At 71.9% G+C, this 14,281-nt stretch carries 15 protein-coding genes and 1 tRNA gene; 4 read left to right on the top strand and 12 right to left on the bottom strand.

Features of this window, described 5'->3' with window-relative positions:
• Positions 1–110 precede the first annotated feature (110 nt).
• Positions 111–2,762 (top strand): cellulose binding domain-containing protein, encoded by a 2,652-nt coding sequence (locus ACGF5U_RS04795; protein ID WP_392712940.1) that lies wholly within the window; start codon positions 111–113, stop codon positions 2,760–2,762.
• Positions 2,763–3,054: 292 nt separating this feature from the next.
• Here ACGF5U_RS04795 and ACGF5U_RS04790 read toward each other — a convergent pair whose 3' ends face one another.
• From ACGF5U_RS04790 to ACGF5U_RS04770, 5 genes are all read right to left on the bottom strand, one after another.
• Positions 3,055–3,387, bottom strand: coding sequence for a DUF397 domain-containing protein (locus tag ACGF5U_RS04790; RefSeq protein ID WP_392712938.1), 333 nt, complete (start codon positions 3,385–3,387; stop codon positions 3,055–3,057).
• Positions 3,388–3,498: 111 nt separating this feature from the next.
• The gene (locus ACGF5U_RS04785; protein WP_392712936.1) at positions 3,499–3,690 is read right to left on the bottom strand and encodes a hypothetical protein; all 192 of its coding nucleotides are present in this window, start codon (positions 3,688–3,690) and stop codon (positions 3,499–3,501) included.
• On the bottom strand, positions 3,687–3,938 hold the full coding sequence (locus tag ACGF5U_RS04780) for a hypothetical protein (RefSeq protein ID WP_392712935.1): 252 nt from the start codon (positions 3,936–3,938) through the stop codon (positions 3,687–3,689). The genes ACGF5U_RS04785 and ACGF5U_RS04780 overlap by 4 nt, the downstream gene beginning before the upstream one ends.
• A gap of 11 nt (positions 3,939–3,949) precedes the next feature.
• Positions 3,950–4,201, bottom strand: a complete 252-nt coding sequence (locus ACGF5U_RS04775) for a hypothetical protein (protein WP_392712933.1) — start codon at positions 4,199–4,201, stop codon at positions 3,950–3,952.
• A gap of 252 nt (positions 4,202–4,453) precedes the next feature.
• Positions 4,454–5,638: a helix-turn-helix domain-containing protein gene (locus ACGF5U_RS04770; protein ID WP_392712931.1), complete on the bottom strand. Its 1,185-nt coding sequence runs from the start codon at positions 5,636–5,638 to the stop codon at positions 4,454–4,456.
• A 117-nt stretch (positions 5,639–5,755) separates the two neighbouring features.
• Between ACGF5U_RS04770 and ACGF5U_RS04765 the strand changes: the two genes are divergently transcribed.
• Positions 5,756–6,304, top strand: a complete 549-nt coding sequence (locus ACGF5U_RS04765) for a flavoprotein (RefSeq protein WP_392712929.1) — start codon at positions 5,756–5,758, stop codon at positions 6,302–6,304.
• 259 nt (positions 6,305–6,563) lie between these two features.
• On the opposite strand, the gene ACGF5U_RS04760 is transcribed toward ACGF5U_RS04765, so the two are convergent.
• The 5 genes from ACGF5U_RS04760 to ACGF5U_RS04740 all read right to left on the bottom strand — a co-directional run bounded on the left by ACGF5U_RS04760 (position 6,564) and on the right by ACGF5U_RS04740 (position 10,158).
• Positions 6,564–7,070, bottom strand: coding sequence for a hypothetical protein (locus ACGF5U_RS04760; RefSeq protein ID WP_392712928.1), 507 nt, complete (start codon positions 7,068–7,070; stop codon positions 6,564–6,566).
• Positions 7,071–7,245: 175 nt separating this feature from the next.
• Positions 7,246–7,318: transfer RNA gene (locus ACGF5U_RS04755), tRNA-His, on the bottom strand.
• A gap of 107 nt (positions 7,319–7,425) precedes the next feature.
• Positions 7,426–8,037 carry an oligoribonuclease gene (orn, locus tag ACGF5U_RS04750; RefSeq protein ID WP_392712926.1) on the bottom strand — a complete coding sequence of 204 codons (612 nt, stop codon included), beginning with the start codon at positions 8,035–8,037 and terminating at the stop codon, positions 7,426–7,428.
• Between the two features lie 87 nt (positions 8,038–8,124).
• Positions 8,125–9,318, bottom strand: coding sequence for a helix-turn-helix domain-containing protein (locus ACGF5U_RS04745; protein ID WP_392712925.1), 1,194 nt, complete (start codon positions 9,316–9,318; stop codon positions 8,125–8,127).
• Between the two features lie 378 nt (positions 9,319–9,696).
• A complete protein-coding gene (locus ACGF5U_RS04740) occupies positions 9,697–10,158 on the bottom strand; it encodes a hypothetical protein (protein WP_392712923.1) in 462 nt (153 codons plus the stop codon).
• Between the two features lie 414 nt (positions 10,159–10,572).
• Between ACGF5U_RS04740 and ACGF5U_RS04735 the strand changes: the two genes are divergently transcribed.
• A complete protein-coding gene (locus ACGF5U_RS04735) occupies positions 10,573–11,094 on the top strand; it encodes a universal stress protein (protein ID WP_392713206.1) in 522 nt (173 codons plus the stop codon).
• Between the two features lie 149 nt (positions 11,095–11,243).
• On the top strand, positions 11,244–11,810 hold the full coding sequence (locus ACGF5U_RS04730) for a GPR1/FUN34/YaaH family transporter (RefSeq protein WP_392712921.1): 567 nt from the start codon (positions 11,244–11,246) through the stop codon (positions 11,808–11,810).
• Between the two features lie 283 nt (positions 11,811–12,093).
• Here ACGF5U_RS04730 and glmS read toward each other — a convergent pair whose 3' ends face one another.
• Entirely contained in the window at positions 12,094–13,911 is a 1,818-nt protein-coding gene (glmS, locus tag ACGF5U_RS04725) for a glutamine--fructose-6-phosphate transaminase (isomerizing) (RefSeq protein WP_392712920.1), read from the bottom strand.
• 35 nt (positions 13,912–13,946) lie between these two features.
• Positions 13,947–14,222, bottom strand: a complete 276-nt coding sequence (locus ACGF5U_RS04720; protein ID WP_392712918.1) for a hypothetical protein — start codon at positions 14,220–14,222, stop codon at positions 13,947–13,949.
• Positions 14,223–14,281: the final 59 nt, after the last annotated feature.

The raw sequence follows: 14,281 nt of genomic DNA, 5'->3' as shown, positions 1-14,281 counted from the left end.
CGGGCCGACCGCGCTGCCTGCGGTAGGCCCGGCCGCCTCCTTCCCCATGTCCCCGACTTCCCCATGTTCCCGACTTCCCCATGTCCCCGAGCTTTCGAGACGGAGCACCCGTGCGTACGAAGCGGAACCTCCTCGCAGGGCTGGCCCTCGCCGCCGGCCTGCTGACCGGCGCCCCGCCCGCCGCCCACGCGGCCGAGCCGCAGGCACCCGCGGCGCTCGCCGCCGACACCTACACCTGGAAGAACGTCCGCGTCGACGGCGGCGGCTTCGTCCCCGGCATCGTCTTCAACCGGTCCGAGAAGAACCTCGCCTACGCCCGTACGGACATCGGCGGCGCCTACCGGTGGCAGCAGTCCACCCGGACCTGGACCCCGCTCCTCGACTCCGTCGGCTGGGACCGCTGGGGCCACACCGGCGTCGCGAGCCTCGCCACCGACGCGGTCGACCCGAACCGCGTGTACGTCGCCGTCGGCACGTACACCAACAGCTGGGACCCCGGAAACGGCGCCGTGCTGCGCTCCGCCGACCGGGGCGCGACCTGGCAGAAGACCGACCTGCCGTTCAAGCTCGGCGGCAACATGCCGGGCCGCGGCATGGGCGAGCGCCTCGCCATCGACCCGCACCGCAACAGCGTCCTCTACCTGGGGGCGCCCAGCGGCAAGGGCCTGTGGCGGTCCACCGACTCCGGCGCCACCTGGTCCCAGGTGACCGCGTTCCCCAACCCCGGGAACTACGCGCAGGACCCGTCCGACACCAGCGGCTACGCCTCCGACAACCAGGGCGTCGTCTGGGTCACGTTCGACGAGTCCACGGGCACGGCCGGGAGCGCCACGCGCACGATCTACGCCGGCGTCGCCGACAAGGAGAACGCCGTCTACCGCTCCACCGACGCGGGCGCCACCTGGACCCGGCTGCCGGGTCAGCCCACCGGCCTCCTCGCCCACAAGGGCGTACTCGACGCCGGGAACGGCTACCTGTACCTGGCGTACAGCGACACGGGCGGCCCGTACGACGGCGGGGACGGCGCGGTGTGGCGGTACGCCACCAGGACCGGCACCTGGCAGGACATCACCCCGGACGCCGAGCCCTACTACGGCTTCAGCGGCCTGTCCGTCGACCGGCGGAACCCGGGCACGGTGATGGTGTCCGGCTACAGCTCCTGGTGGCCGGACACACAGATCTTCCGCACGACGGACAGCGGCGCGAACTGGACGCGGGCCTGGGAGTTCACCTCGTACCCGAACCGCTCCAACCGCTACACCATGGACGTCTCGTCGAGCCCGTGGCTGACGTGGGGCGCGAACCCGAACCCACCCGAGGAGACCCCGAAGCTGGGGTGGATGACGGAGACACTGGAGATCGACCCGTTCGACTCCGACCGCATGATGTACGGCACGGGCGCCACGATCTACGGCACCGAGAACCTCCGCCAGTGGGACGGCGGCGGCAAGATCACCATCAGGCCCATGGTCCAGGGCCTGGAGGAGACCGCCGTCAACGACCTGATCTCACCGCCCTCCGGCGCCCCCCTGATCAGCGCGCTCGGCGACATCGGCGGCTTCCGCCACACCGACCTCACCGAGGTCCCGTCGCTGATGTTCACACAGCCGAACTTCACCAACACCACGAGCCTGGACTACGCCGAGAAGAACCCGGACACCGTCGTGCGCGCCGGCCACCTGGACGGCGGCCCGCGCATCGCGTTCTCCACCGACAACGGCGCCAACTGGTTCGCCGGGCAGGAGCCCCCGGGCGTCTCCGGCGGCGGCACGGTCGCGGCCGCGGCCGACGGCAGCCGCTTCGTCTGGAGCCCGGACGGCGCCGGAGTGCACACGACGACGGGCTTCGGCACCTCCTGGACCGCGTCGCAGGGCGTCCCGCAGGGCGCGACGATCGAGTCCGACCGCGTGAACCCCCAGAAGTTCTACGCCTTCAAGGACGGCGCGTTCCACGTCAGCGTGAACGGGGGCAGCAGCTTCACGCGGTCCCAGGCCACGGGCCTGCCCGCCACCGGCAACGTCCGCTTCAAGGCGGCCCCGGGCCGCGAGGGCGACATCTGGCTCGCCGGGGGCGCCCCGGACGGCACGTACGGCCTGTGGCGCTCGAAGGACTCGGGCGCGACCTTCACCCGGCTGAGCGGCGTCGAGCAGGCCGACACCATCGGCTTCGGCAAGGCAGCGCCGGGCGCCTCGTACGACACCCTCTACACCAGCGCGAAGATCGGCGGCGTACGCGGCATCTTCCGCTCCACGGACGAGGGCGCGTCATGGACCCGCGTCAACGACGACGCGCACCAGTGGGGCTGGACCGGCGCGGCCATCACCGGCGACCCGAGGATCTACGGACGGGTGTACGTCTCCACCAACGGCCGGGGCATCGTCTACGGCGACACGACGGACCCGGGCGGCGACCCCGGCGGCCCCGGCGACCCGACGGACCCTCCGGCCGACCCGTCCTGCGAGGCCGCCTACACCATCACCAACCAGTGGCAGGGCGGCTTCCAGGCCGACGTGACCCTCAAGAACACCGGCAGCACGACCTGGAACGGCTGGTCCGCCCACTGGACGTTCACCGACGGCCAGAAGGTCACCCAGATGTGGAACGGCACCCATACCCAGACAGGCGGCGCCGTCACGGCGAAGAACGCGAGCTGGAACGGGCTGGTACAGCCGGGCGCCTCCGTGACGCTCGGGTTCACCGGCTCGTGGTCGGGCACGAACACGCCCCCGACCACGACCTGTAGACCCGCCACGGCGTCCTGACCGAAGGGCCGGGGTGCCCACCGCTCCCGGCCCCGCTGGCGAAACCGGCCGCGGCGGCATGTCTCCCCCCCCCCGGAGGAGGAGCGGAAGGTCCGCCCGGGGCGGTCAGCGGGTCAGAGGCCCTGGCGCGCTGCCGACCCGGGCGGCGCCGCCGCAGTCCTCGCACGAGAGGACGACGGCGCCCTCGTACAGGAGCGGCATGATCTGGCCGTCCCGGCACTGTCGGCATCGGACATCGCCATAGCGCCGCCGCAATGCCTCGAACAGCCGCAGTACGTGCGTGGCCTGCACGTCAGACGACCGAGAGCGCGGACAGCTCCTCGTCGGTGGCCGCCAGGTCGTCGAACTCGCCGTCCTTGACGCCCTCGAAGAACTTCCGGATCTCGGCGCGGCTGAAGTACAGGACCGGGCTGGTCGGGTCCTTGTCGTCGGAGAGGGCGACCATGCGGGTGCCGTCGGGGATGCTGTGGTGTGGGTGGCCGTGGGCGTCGGGGGCTGCGGCGAGGATGACGCAGTCCTTCAGGATCGGGTCGAGGTCGGTCCTGCTCGACTTCCGCCAGTCCAGGGCGGGAGCGCTGACGTTCTCGTACGCCTTGGTGGCGTGGCCGTTGCTGATGGTGCCCATGGTGGGGTTTCCTTTCTGAGGGGACGTGACTGTCCTTGCAGCCCGCCCCGGACGGCCTTGCCGGGAGGTCCGGGGCGGCAACTCTTATCGCCATGCCGGCGGTGGGACAGATCAGCGGCGGTGCCAGTAGTAGGACGGGCTCTCCAGCCAGCTGCGCGTGTACGGCGCCGTTCCGGGCCCGCACTCGGGGTGGCGTTCCAGTTCCGGGCGGAACCCTGAGCCGCCATCGGGCGCGGGAACGCGTTCGCTCGGCCCGGTGATCGGCCTGGTGCAGTGCACGCAGGCGCGGGCGCCCTCGCTCACGGTGCGGTCTCCTGGTGGAGCGGGTTGCCCGGGGCCGGGGTGACGCGGAGGAACCCGGTGACGACTTCCCGGAACCCCGTGTGGCCGGTGCGGGCCGCGTGGGTCATGGCCCACGAGTCCGGCCCGAGCTGCCCGGTGTCGGGCTCCGAACGGTCGTGGCAGGTCGTGCACTCCGTCTCGCGCAGCGGGGCCTGAGGGGCGCCCGGCGACCGGTCGGGGGCGATGGTCCACTCCGCACGCCGGATCACGCCTCGGATGGTCACGACGTACCCCTGTCGCGATGGCTGGAGCACGTGCAGGTGATGGAGAACCAGGGCCGCTTCTCGGCGAGCGGGTTGTGGGACGCGTAGACGTCCATCGGGGTGCAGGTGGCGTGTTCACCGGTCCCGCATTCCCGCGTGCGGCCAGCCGCGCGTGCGGCCGCCTCGATCTGCCGAGTAGCGAGGCGGCCACTGGTCGACACCCCGCCGCCAGCGGAGGCGGGCAGGTACGGGTTGCGCCAGATGCTCACCGGGCCGCCCTCCTAGCGCGGCACCGGGAGCAGGTGCACGGCGGGAGCTGCCCGGAGATCGGCGGGTGCTGCACCGGTTCTCCCTCACAGCGCTCCTGAACCGTGGTGGCGGGGCCGCCCGCACCCACCTTGTGCACGTTGATCGTCATCATGGCTGTGCTCCCGACTCGTCACTGATAAGCGCCGGTGCGAGCATGGCGGGTCGGGAGCGCCGGAACGCTCACAGATCTGTGAGCGTTCTGAGCGAACGGTCTACAGGCCGATCCACGCGCCCATATGCGTCAGGGCGTCCGGGGTGCGCCGGCCGATGTGCAGCAGCCCCGTCACCGCCTCGCGAGTGCGGGGCAGGTACCGCGTCTGCTCCGGCGCCACCCGCCGGGCGTCCGCGAGCCGCCGCAGTGCCGCTTCGGGGTACCCGGTCTCCATCTCGACGAACGCCCAATCCACCAGGAACCGGGCCCGTCGGGACGTCAGGGTCGAGGCCGGCAGCGTCTTGAGCGCGCGGGCCTGCCCCAGGGCCTGGTCGAAGCGCCGCATGGTCAGTGCCGCGCCCATCTCGTGCAGGGCGACGTTGGTATGCCCGAAACCAAGCCAGTGCACGTCGGAGGCGTCCCCGCCCACGCGGGTGGCCAGCTCGTGCGCCGCGCGGATGTGCCGCTCGACCGCCGCTTCGTCGTTGCAGCGGGCCGCGACCGCCGACGCGCCGAGGTGCAGCTGCCCGGCGACCGCCAGGGACTCGCGCGACTCCTCACCGTCCAGCACGTCATGCCCGAGCTGGATCAGCCGCCGCCCGAGGTCCAGCTCGGACCGCTCATGCCCGAGGGCGCGCTTGTAGTGGCGGATCGCGGCGAGGCACGGGTCCGAGGCTCGCTCGGCCGCCCAGCCCATCCGGTCCAGGGCCACGGTGGACAGGTCGCGGTAGCCGACCTTGAGGGCCACGTCGTGCGCAGACCGATACGCGGAGGCGAGCGCCCGCCACGCGGCCGTCGACGGCTCGGAGTGCGCCGCGTGTGTGAGGTCGCCGATCAGCGCGGGCAGGTCGAGTGCGGCGCTGCGCAGCTGGGTGGCCCGGACCCGCTGGCACAGCGCGTCCGCCTCCCCGGCGAGCACGGGCAGCGGGCGGCGACCGGGATGGGGCAGCGGGTCCAGGTCGTACAGGTCCAGGGCCTCGCGGATCGGCCGCATGAGGGCGGCGAGCCGCTCCCGCTGAGCTCCGGTGGTGGACGCGGGCTCCGTAAGGACGGTCGGGGAGACGCTGAGCGCTTCCGCCACCGCGCTGATGAACGCATCGCTCGGCGTCCGGGCTCCGCACTCAACCTGGTTGAGGAGGCTGTAGGAGTAGGGGATCCGATCGGCGAGCTGCCGTTGTGTGAGCCGTGCAAGACGGCGTTGTTCCCGAATCCGCGCACCGGTGTGCTCCGCGCTGGAAAAAGGCATACTGGCTCCGTTCCTGACTCGTCATCCGGAACGTACCCGCGCGACCGCGCGCCGGACACCGAACCGCCCCTGCACCCAACCGGGTTCAGGGGCGGTCGCGTGTGGTCAGATGGGCGCATGACGAGGACACGGACCCTGTACCTGTTCTGCTCCGCCGCCCCGCCGGTCTTCGACATCGCCCGCGTGATCGAGGATGCGCAGGCACGCGGCTGGGACGTCTGCCTTGGGCTGACGCCCAGCGCCGCCCGGTGGCTGGAGCCGAACCTCGACGGGCTGGCCGCACTGACCAGACACCCGGTGCGCGTCGACTACAAGCGACCGGGCGACCCGGACGTCTGGCCGAAGGCCGACCTGATCTTGTTCGCGCCCATGACGGCCAACAGCCTGAACTCCTGGGCGCTGGGGCTGACGTGCGTGTTCGTGGTCGGCGTCGTCGCGGAGGGTATCGGCAAGGGCATCCCCATCGTGGCGATGCCGTGCGTGAACGCGGCGTATGCGCGGCACCCGCAGGTTGACCGCTCCGTGGAGACACTACGGGCGGCCGGCGTGACCGTGCTGTACGGGGAGGGCGGGTTCGTTCCCAACACCCCGGGGGGCAAGAACGAGTACCCGTGGGCGCTCGCCCTGGACGCGGCCGAGGAGGCGTGGGGGCGGGGCGCCCGGTAGTGATCGGCCGTGGGCCCGGACATGAAGAAACCGCGCCCTGCCCTCCCCGGAGGGGCGTTGTCTACGGGGGCGGGCTGACCCCGCCGGTCGCCGAGGGTGGAGCGGCAGGTCAGGGCAGGGTGCGGGTCGGGCCGCAGGGGATCGCCGGAGCCGGAGAGGATGCGACGCGTAGCTTCCCGGGCCCGGTCCCGGTGCCGCCGCCACCCTCGCCAGGGCGGCCCCGGGCGTCACCCGTGGACGCGCGGGGCCGCCCCGGGCGTCACCCGTGCGCGGGTGGGGCGAGTGCCGGTCGGCGACGGCGCCAGTACGCCAGGGTCACGGCGGCGAGCAGCGGAGGCCAGGCGAGCAACGGGGCGTAGCAGACGTGGAACAGCAGGTCCTGCAGGGGGGTGCCGACGCTCAGGTCACCGAGGCCCGCGTACACAGCGAGGAACGACCAGCCGCACAGCGCGGTGAGACCGACGGCGCCCAGCAGTGCCGGCACGACCGCGGCGAGTGGCCGCACGGGTCGGCCGCCGAGCAGCGGTACCCAGCGGGGCACGACCTGGCCCCAGTCGCGTACGAGGCCCAGTGTGAGCAGCGCCAGGCACTCGGCGATGACGCTGAGCGCCACGGCGTATCCGGCGTCCACGGGCTCGCCGCCCACGGGCGCCCCGAACGCGAGGGCGATCCGCCACAGTCCGGAGGGGAGGGCGGCCAGGGGGACGGTGTGGGCGGCGAGCACGGCCCAGCGCGGCACGTTCGGCAGAGCGGTCGTCTTCAGCATGCGCCCATGCTGGCGCCGGTCCCCGTCCCGGGGCGTCGCCGCCCGGTCGCGGTCCGGGCGTCCGGCCTCCGCCGCGCGGCGGAGGCCGACCTCCACCCGGGGGAGGGGCGCCGTCGTGCCCCGGACAACGCCGAAGGCCCGGTCCGCCTGCGCGGACCGGGCCTTCGATGATCAGGGTGAGTAACGGGACTCGAACCCGCGACATCCTGGACCACAACCAGGTGCTCTACCAGCTGAGCTATACCCACCACGACCGGTCTTCTTCCCGACCGGCCGAGAAAAAGTGTACAGGGTCCGAGAGGGTGCTCGCGCCCGCCTTTCCGGCAGGCGCTCACCGGGGGCTCGGGCCCGCGGCTCAGGCCGTGGGCTCCGGTGGCAGGACGTGGCGGGCGGCGATGGTCTTCGCCGTGTCGGAGTCCGGGCCGGGCTGCGGGACGAAGATCGCCTCGCGGTAGTAGCGCAGCTCGGCGATGGACTCGCGGATGTCGGAGAGCGCCCGGTGGTTGCCGTTCTTCTCCGGACTGTTGAAGTACGCCCTCGGGTACCAGCGGCGGGCCAGCTCCTTGACCGAGGAGACATCGACGATCCGGTAGTGCAGGTAGTCCTCCAGCGCCGGCATGTCCCGCGCCAGGAAGCCGCGGTCGGTGCCGACGGAGTTTCCGCACAGCGGGGCCTTGCCGGGCTCCTTGACGTGCTCGCGTACGTACGCCATGACCTGCTCCTCGGCGTCGGCGAGCGTGGTGCCGCCCGCCAGCTCGTCGAGGAGGCCGGAGGAGGTGTGCATCTGGCGCACCACGTCCGGCATGGTCTCCAGGGCCGCGTCCGGCGGGCGGATGACGATGTCCACGCCCTGGCCGAGCACGTTCAGTTCCGAGTCGGTGACCAGCGCGGCCACCTCGATGAGTGCGTCGTCCGTCAACGAGAGCCCGGTCATCTCGCAGTCGATCCACACCATGCGGTCGTTCATGCGTCCTACCTTAGAGGGACCGCGGGGGAGCGGGTCGCTGACGCGTGCCCTCTCCCCCGCGGTCCCTCGTCGGACGCCGTCGCGCCGTTACGGCGCGGTGCGCTGCCCCGGCAGGGCGGCGCGTCCGGCCGCGAACGCGTCCGGGTGCGGCTTGCCGGGCTCGGGGCCCGTCGCCGCGCCGGCCGTCGCGGCGCGCCGCACCACGGTGGCCCCGTGCTGCGGGAGCACCTGGTCCATGACCGCCGCCGGGGCCGGTGCGGGCTCACCCTGCGGGCGGCGTGCCCGGTAGGCGGCCCGGTACGCGGCGGGCGACGACCCCAGCTGGCGGCGGAAGTGCCCGCGCAGCGCCACCGGCGAGCGGAAGCCGCAGCGCCCCGCGACCTCGTCCACCGAGTAGTCGGACGTCTCCAGGAGCCGCTGTGCCTGGAGCACCCGCTGGGTGATCAGCCACTGGAGCGGCGCGCTGCCGGTCAGTGAGCGGAACCTGCGGTCGAAGGTCCGCCTGCTCATGTACGCGCGGGCGGCGAGCGTCTCCACGTCGAACTGCTCGTGGAGGTGCTCCAGCGCCCACGCGACGACCTCCGCGAGCGGATCGGCGCCGATCTCCTCGGGGAGGGACCGGTCGAGGTACCGCTCCTGCCCGCCCGTGCGCCGGGGCGGTACGACGAGCCGCCGGGCCAGTGCCCCGGCCGCCTCGGCGCCGTGATCCGTCCGCACGATGTGCAGGCAGAGATCGATTCCGGCCGCCGTGCCCGCGGACGTCAGGACGTCGCCGTCGTCCACGAAGAGCTCCCGCGGGTCCACGTGGACCGACGGATAGCGCTTGGCGAGCGTCGGCGCGTACATCCAGTGCGTGGTGGCGGGCCGTCCGTCCAGTAAACCGGCGGCGGCGAGCACGAACGCCCCGGTGCACAGCCCGACGATGCGGGCACCTTCCTCATGCGCGCGGCGCAGCGCGTCGAGCGCCTCGGCCGGTGGCGGCGATGTGATCGACCGCCAGGCCGGTACGACGACGGTGCCGGCCCTGCTGATGGCCTCCAGTCCGTACGGTGCTGAGAGTTCCAGTCCCCCGGTCGTGCGCAGTGGCCCGTCCTCGCCCGCGCAGACGAGCAGCCTGTAGCGGGGAACTCCGGCGTCCTGGCGGTCAATCCCGAACACCGAAAGTGGGATGGAACTCTCGAAGATGGGGCCGCCGCTGAACAGCAGTACGGCGACGACCTCGCGACGGCGGCGTCCGGACAGTCTGCGTCCGGTCTCCGGTGCGGCGGAGTCCTGGCTCATGACGCTAAGCCCCCCTCGGTGTTCGCGTCTCCTAGGTCCTGTCGCTCCTGCACGTTTCCCCTCGGTTTTGCACGAGACCCCGTTCTTCGATAGTCATGATCGAATCTACTGGGTTCCGCGGCACCGGCGTGACAAGTTCCGCATCCGGCACTATGTCGACAAGGCAACTTGGCGCGAAGCATTCGATCACGAAGCGTTTCACCCGGGACGCCCCCCAGGGAAGTGGGCGTGACGCGCATGGCCCATCCGCGTAGGGTGCGAACGCCCGGGAAGGGGCTTTCCTCCCTGGTGACAAGGGGGTTGACAGGCCATTCCGGTACGGATCGGCCTGTGCGCGGAAGTTGGCTGAAAACATACGGGCGCGCGTGTGCGAGAGGGTCAGTCTCCGGGCGCACACCCCGCCCCGTGCCGCCCTCCCCGGTGTGCCCCCGCCCCCGTCCGCGAGTGCCTTCCCCGGTGCGGCGCACCCGCGCCGACCGGTGCGACGGCTGGTTCGACCGCCGGTTCGGTGGACGGTACCGCCGCGAGCCTTTCCGAGCGGCGCAGCAGCGTCCGGCACGCGGCCGTCACGGCGGCGAGGCCGAGCGCGGTGGCGGCGGCCCCGCCGAACGACGTGCCGTACACCAGGAGGACGAACGGGACCAGGGCGCAGCTGAAGGCGGCCCAGCGGACGACCTCCCCGGCCGAGTCCGGGACCGACCCCGCCGGGACGGCCGACCCCGCCGGGGCCGCCGGCTCGACGGGGGGCGCGGCGGACGCGGCGGACGCGCCGGAGGGGGTGACGGGCGCGGGTGCGGACGTGGACGCGGTGGCCGGGGCGGCGGCCGGTGATGCGGTCACGGGAGCTCCTGGGGCGGTGGGCGGCCGGATGCGGGTCGGACGGCGGGCTGCGCAACGACGAGCGGAGCGCTCCGGTCACTGTCCGTGGCCGCCGGATGGCGGCGCGAGCCACTCGTGAGGATGTGCTCTGCGTGTCCGGTTCGTCACGCAGGGAAGCCTGTAGAGGCCATCCGGCATTGCCATCCGGGGCGGGCTCGGGCATGCTCCCTTGAACGCCGTGTGCGGGGCGCTGGTACCTGGGCGGGTGAGGAGTGTCGCCGTACCCTTGGGGGTATGGGGTGGGGAAGATGATTCCCGGACACAGACACCGACACCGCCCCGGACGTCGACCCGGACACCGTGGCAGTCCCGTCGCCCACCGTTGTTCCCCGTCCACGTCCCCGCTCCATGAGGACCTTCTTCGCCGAGACACCGATGGCCGGTCACGAATTCCCTGAACCCGCGGACCGCAGGCAGGTCGCCGATTCGACGGTCGACCCCCTGGCGGCGGAAGAGACGCGCCACTCCTGCGATCCCGCCTTCCAGCACGGTGTGGTGGTCGGCTTCGACGGCTCGACCTCCAGCGAGCGTGCCCTCGCCTACGCCATCGGCATGGCCTGGCGCTCCGGATCCGGTCTGATCATCGTCCATGTGGCGAACCGGCTCCCCACCACCGTCTGGGCCGGCTGTGAACCCCCCGTCTTCGTGGACGTGCCGGACCACCGCACCGAGGTGCTCGGTCTGGAGCTGGCCTGCGCGGACTACCTCTCCGAGGTGTCCTGGATCCTGGTCGAGCGCGGCGGTGACATCTGCCACGAACTGGAAGAGGTCGGCCGGGAGTACTCGGCGGACGCCATCGTGGTCGGTTCCACGCACGGGATCGTGGGGCGGATTTTCGGCTCCGTCGCCGGTCGGCTCGCGAAGCGCGCGCAGCGGCCCGTCGTTGTCATCCCGTAACCAGACGTTGTCCCTGGTGAGACCCTGTCAACTCCCCGTGGTCGCGGATGAATTGGGTCCTTCCCAAAGGTGGATTGTGCGTTTGTGAAGGGTATATCCAAGTGGCTGGGAAGCAGCACAACTGCACATGAGCATGAAGGGAGCCCGCCGTGGACAACGACGTCTCTGCGGGGAGCACCACCTCCACTCTCGGCCAACTCGCACTCGGACTGACGCTGCTGGCGTTCGGCATCGGCAACACCGGTGTGATCGACAACGTCGGGGCAGCCGATGCCTCGGCACTCGCCACCTGGGTGGGCGGCGTCGCGCTGTTCGTCGCGGGCCTGTTCGCCTTCCGGGGCGGTGACGGCGGCACCGGCACGGCCTTCGCCGGGCTCGGCGCGTTCTGGTTCACCTGGGGCACCGGCGTGGGCTCACAGGTCTCCGCGGAGGCCTCGGGCCTGTTCCTGGTCCTGTGGGCGCTGCTGGCGCTCACCCTGACCGCTGCCGCCTCGGGCAGCGGACTGCTCGGACAGGGCGTGTACGGGCTGCTGTCCCTGTCGCTGCTGCTCCTCGGCATCGGCGCGTTCGCCGACGCGGGCGGTCTCGCCAAGGCCGGCGGCTGGGGCGCCGCCGTGGCGGGCCTCGCGGCCTGGTACGGGGCGACGGCGTCGCTCGCCAAGTGGCCGAGCCTCACCGGCCGCGCCGCCGGCCGGAGCGCGGCCGCCGCGAGCTGAGCCACAAGGCCGGTGCAAGGGCGGCACCGGCCGTACGAGAAGGGCCGGGGGCCCGGGCCGGGGGGGGGGGGGGGGGGGGGGGGGGGGGGGGGGTGTGGGGGGGGGGGGGGGGGGGGGGGGGGGGGGGGGGGGGGGGGGGGGCGGGGCGGCCGGGCTGGGTTTCAAAGGCGCTGTTTATGGGGGTCACCGGCGGTTAGTAAACGGCCGGCCCCCACGTGGGTTTGTTTCAGTGTGGGGGGGCCGGCCTCTTCGTATGTTGCGGTCGACGCGGGACCTCGGGGTACTACTCGACCGTCACGGACTTCGCGAGGTTGCGCGGCTTGTCGATGTCCCGGCCCAGGGACAGGGCCGTGTGGTACGCGAAGAGCTGGAGCGGGATGCCCATGAGGATCGGGTCGAGCTCGTCCTCGTTCTTCGGCACCACGATCGTGTGGTCGGCCTTCTCCTGCTCCTGGTGCGCGACCGCGAGGATCCGGCCACTGCGGGCCTTGATCTCCTCCAGCGCCGCGCGGTTCTTCTCCAGCAGCGAGTCGTCGGGGACGATCGCGACCGTCGGCAGCGCCGGCTCGATGAGGGCGAGCGGGCCGTGCTTCAGCTCCGACGCCGGGTACGCCTCGGCGTGGATGTACGAGATCTCCTTGAGCTTCAGGGACGCTTCGAGCGCCACCGGGTAGCCGCGCACCCGGCCGATGAACATCATCGACTTGGCGTCGGCGTACTCGTCCGCCAGCTTCTTGATCTCGTCCTCGTGCTCCAGGATCTCGGCGATCTGCTCGGGCAGCCGGCGCAGGCCCTCGATGATCCGCTTGCCCTCGGCCACCGACAGGTCGCGGATGCGGCCCAGGTGCAGCGCGAGCAGCGCGAACGCCACCACGGTGTTGGTGAAGCACTTGGTGGAGACGACACAGACCTCAGGGCCGGCGTGCACGTACACGCCGCCGTCCGTCTCGCGGGCGATGGCGGAGCCGACGACGTTCACGACGCCGAGGACGCGGGCGCCCTTGCGCTTGAGCTCCTGCACGGCGGCCAGCACGTCGTACGTCTCACCGGACTGGGAGACGGCGATGTAGAGGGTGTCGGGGTCCACGACCGGGTCGCGGTAGCGGAACTCGGAGGCCGGCTCGGAGTCGGCGGGGATCCGGGCCAGTGACTCGATGAGCCCGGCGCCGATGAGGCCCGCGTGGTACGAGGTGCCGCAGCCGAGGATCTTCACGCGGCGGATGCCGCGCGCCTCGCGGGCGTCCAGGTTCAGGCCGCCCAGGTGCACGGTGGAGAACCGGTCGTCGATGCGGCCGCGCAGGACGCGGTCCACGGCGTCGGGCTGCTCCGAGATCTCCTTGTGCATGTACGTGTCGTGGCCGCCCATGTCGTACGACTCGGCCTCCCACTCCACGGTGGTCGGCGTCGCCGTCGTGGTCGAGCCCTCGGTGGTGTACGTGCGGAAGTCGTCGGCCTTGATGGTGGCCATCTCGCCGTCGTCGAGGGTGACGATCTGGCGGGTGTGGGCGACCAGCGCGGCGACGTCGGAGGCGACGAACATCTCCTTCTCGCCGATGCCGAGGACGACCGGCGAGCCGTTGCGGGCGACGACGATGCGGTCGTTGAAGTCGGCGTGCATGACGGCGATGCCGTACGTGCCCTCGACCAGCTTCAGCGCCTGGCGGACCTTCTCCTCCAGCGTGTCGGCCTGGGAGCGGGCGATGAGGTGCGTGAGGACCTCGGTGTCCGTCTCGGAGAGGAACACGACACCTTCCGCCTCCAGCTTCGCGCGGATCTCGGAGGCGTTGTCGATGATGCCGTTGTGCACGACGGCGACCTTGTTGTCGCCGGACAGGTGCGGGTGGGCGTTCTCGTCGCTCGGGGCGCCGTGCGTGGCCCAGCGGGTGTGGGCGATGCCGGTGGTACCGGTGAAGCGCTTGGGGACGCGGGCCTCCAGGTCGCGGACACGGCCCTTGGCCTTGACCAGCTTCAGCCCGGTGGACTTCGGGCTGGTGATCACGATGCCCGCGGAGTCGTATCCGCGGTACTCCAGCCGCTGCAGGCCCTCCAGCAGCAGCGGAGCGACATCACGCTTACCGATATAACCGACGATTCCGCACATAGAGTGTTGCCCCTCCTGGATTTCCTGGTGTGTGCTCAGCCGTAGACGATCCGGCGCAGCTGCCGGAGCGAGAGCTCCGGGGGCGCCACGGCGCGGTGCGGCAGTTCGGCGGCTATGCGCTCGAAGATCTCGGAGTTCACGGCGCCGCCCGCCTGGAGCTCGCGGTGGCGGCGGCGGACGAACTCCTCGGTCGTCTCGTCGAAGTACGCCAGCACGTCGAGCACCACCCGGGCGGCCTCACCGCGCTGGAGCGCGGTGCTGCGCACCAGATGGTCGATGAGGTCGTCATGCGACGGGCGGCGTTCGAGCACCCGTAGATATTGGGGGTTCGATGCCTTCCTTTGCAAGAAAGCTGCCCGATTTCGGGCAG

The sequence above is a fragment of the Streptomyces sp. NPDC047886 genome (genome assembly GCF_043204435.1).
Lineage (GTDB): Bacteria > Actinomycetota > Actinomycetes > Streptomycetales > Streptomycetaceae > Streptomyces.
Note: the sequence above shows the minus strand (reverse complement) of the source record. Positions and strands in the feature narration are given on the sequence as shown.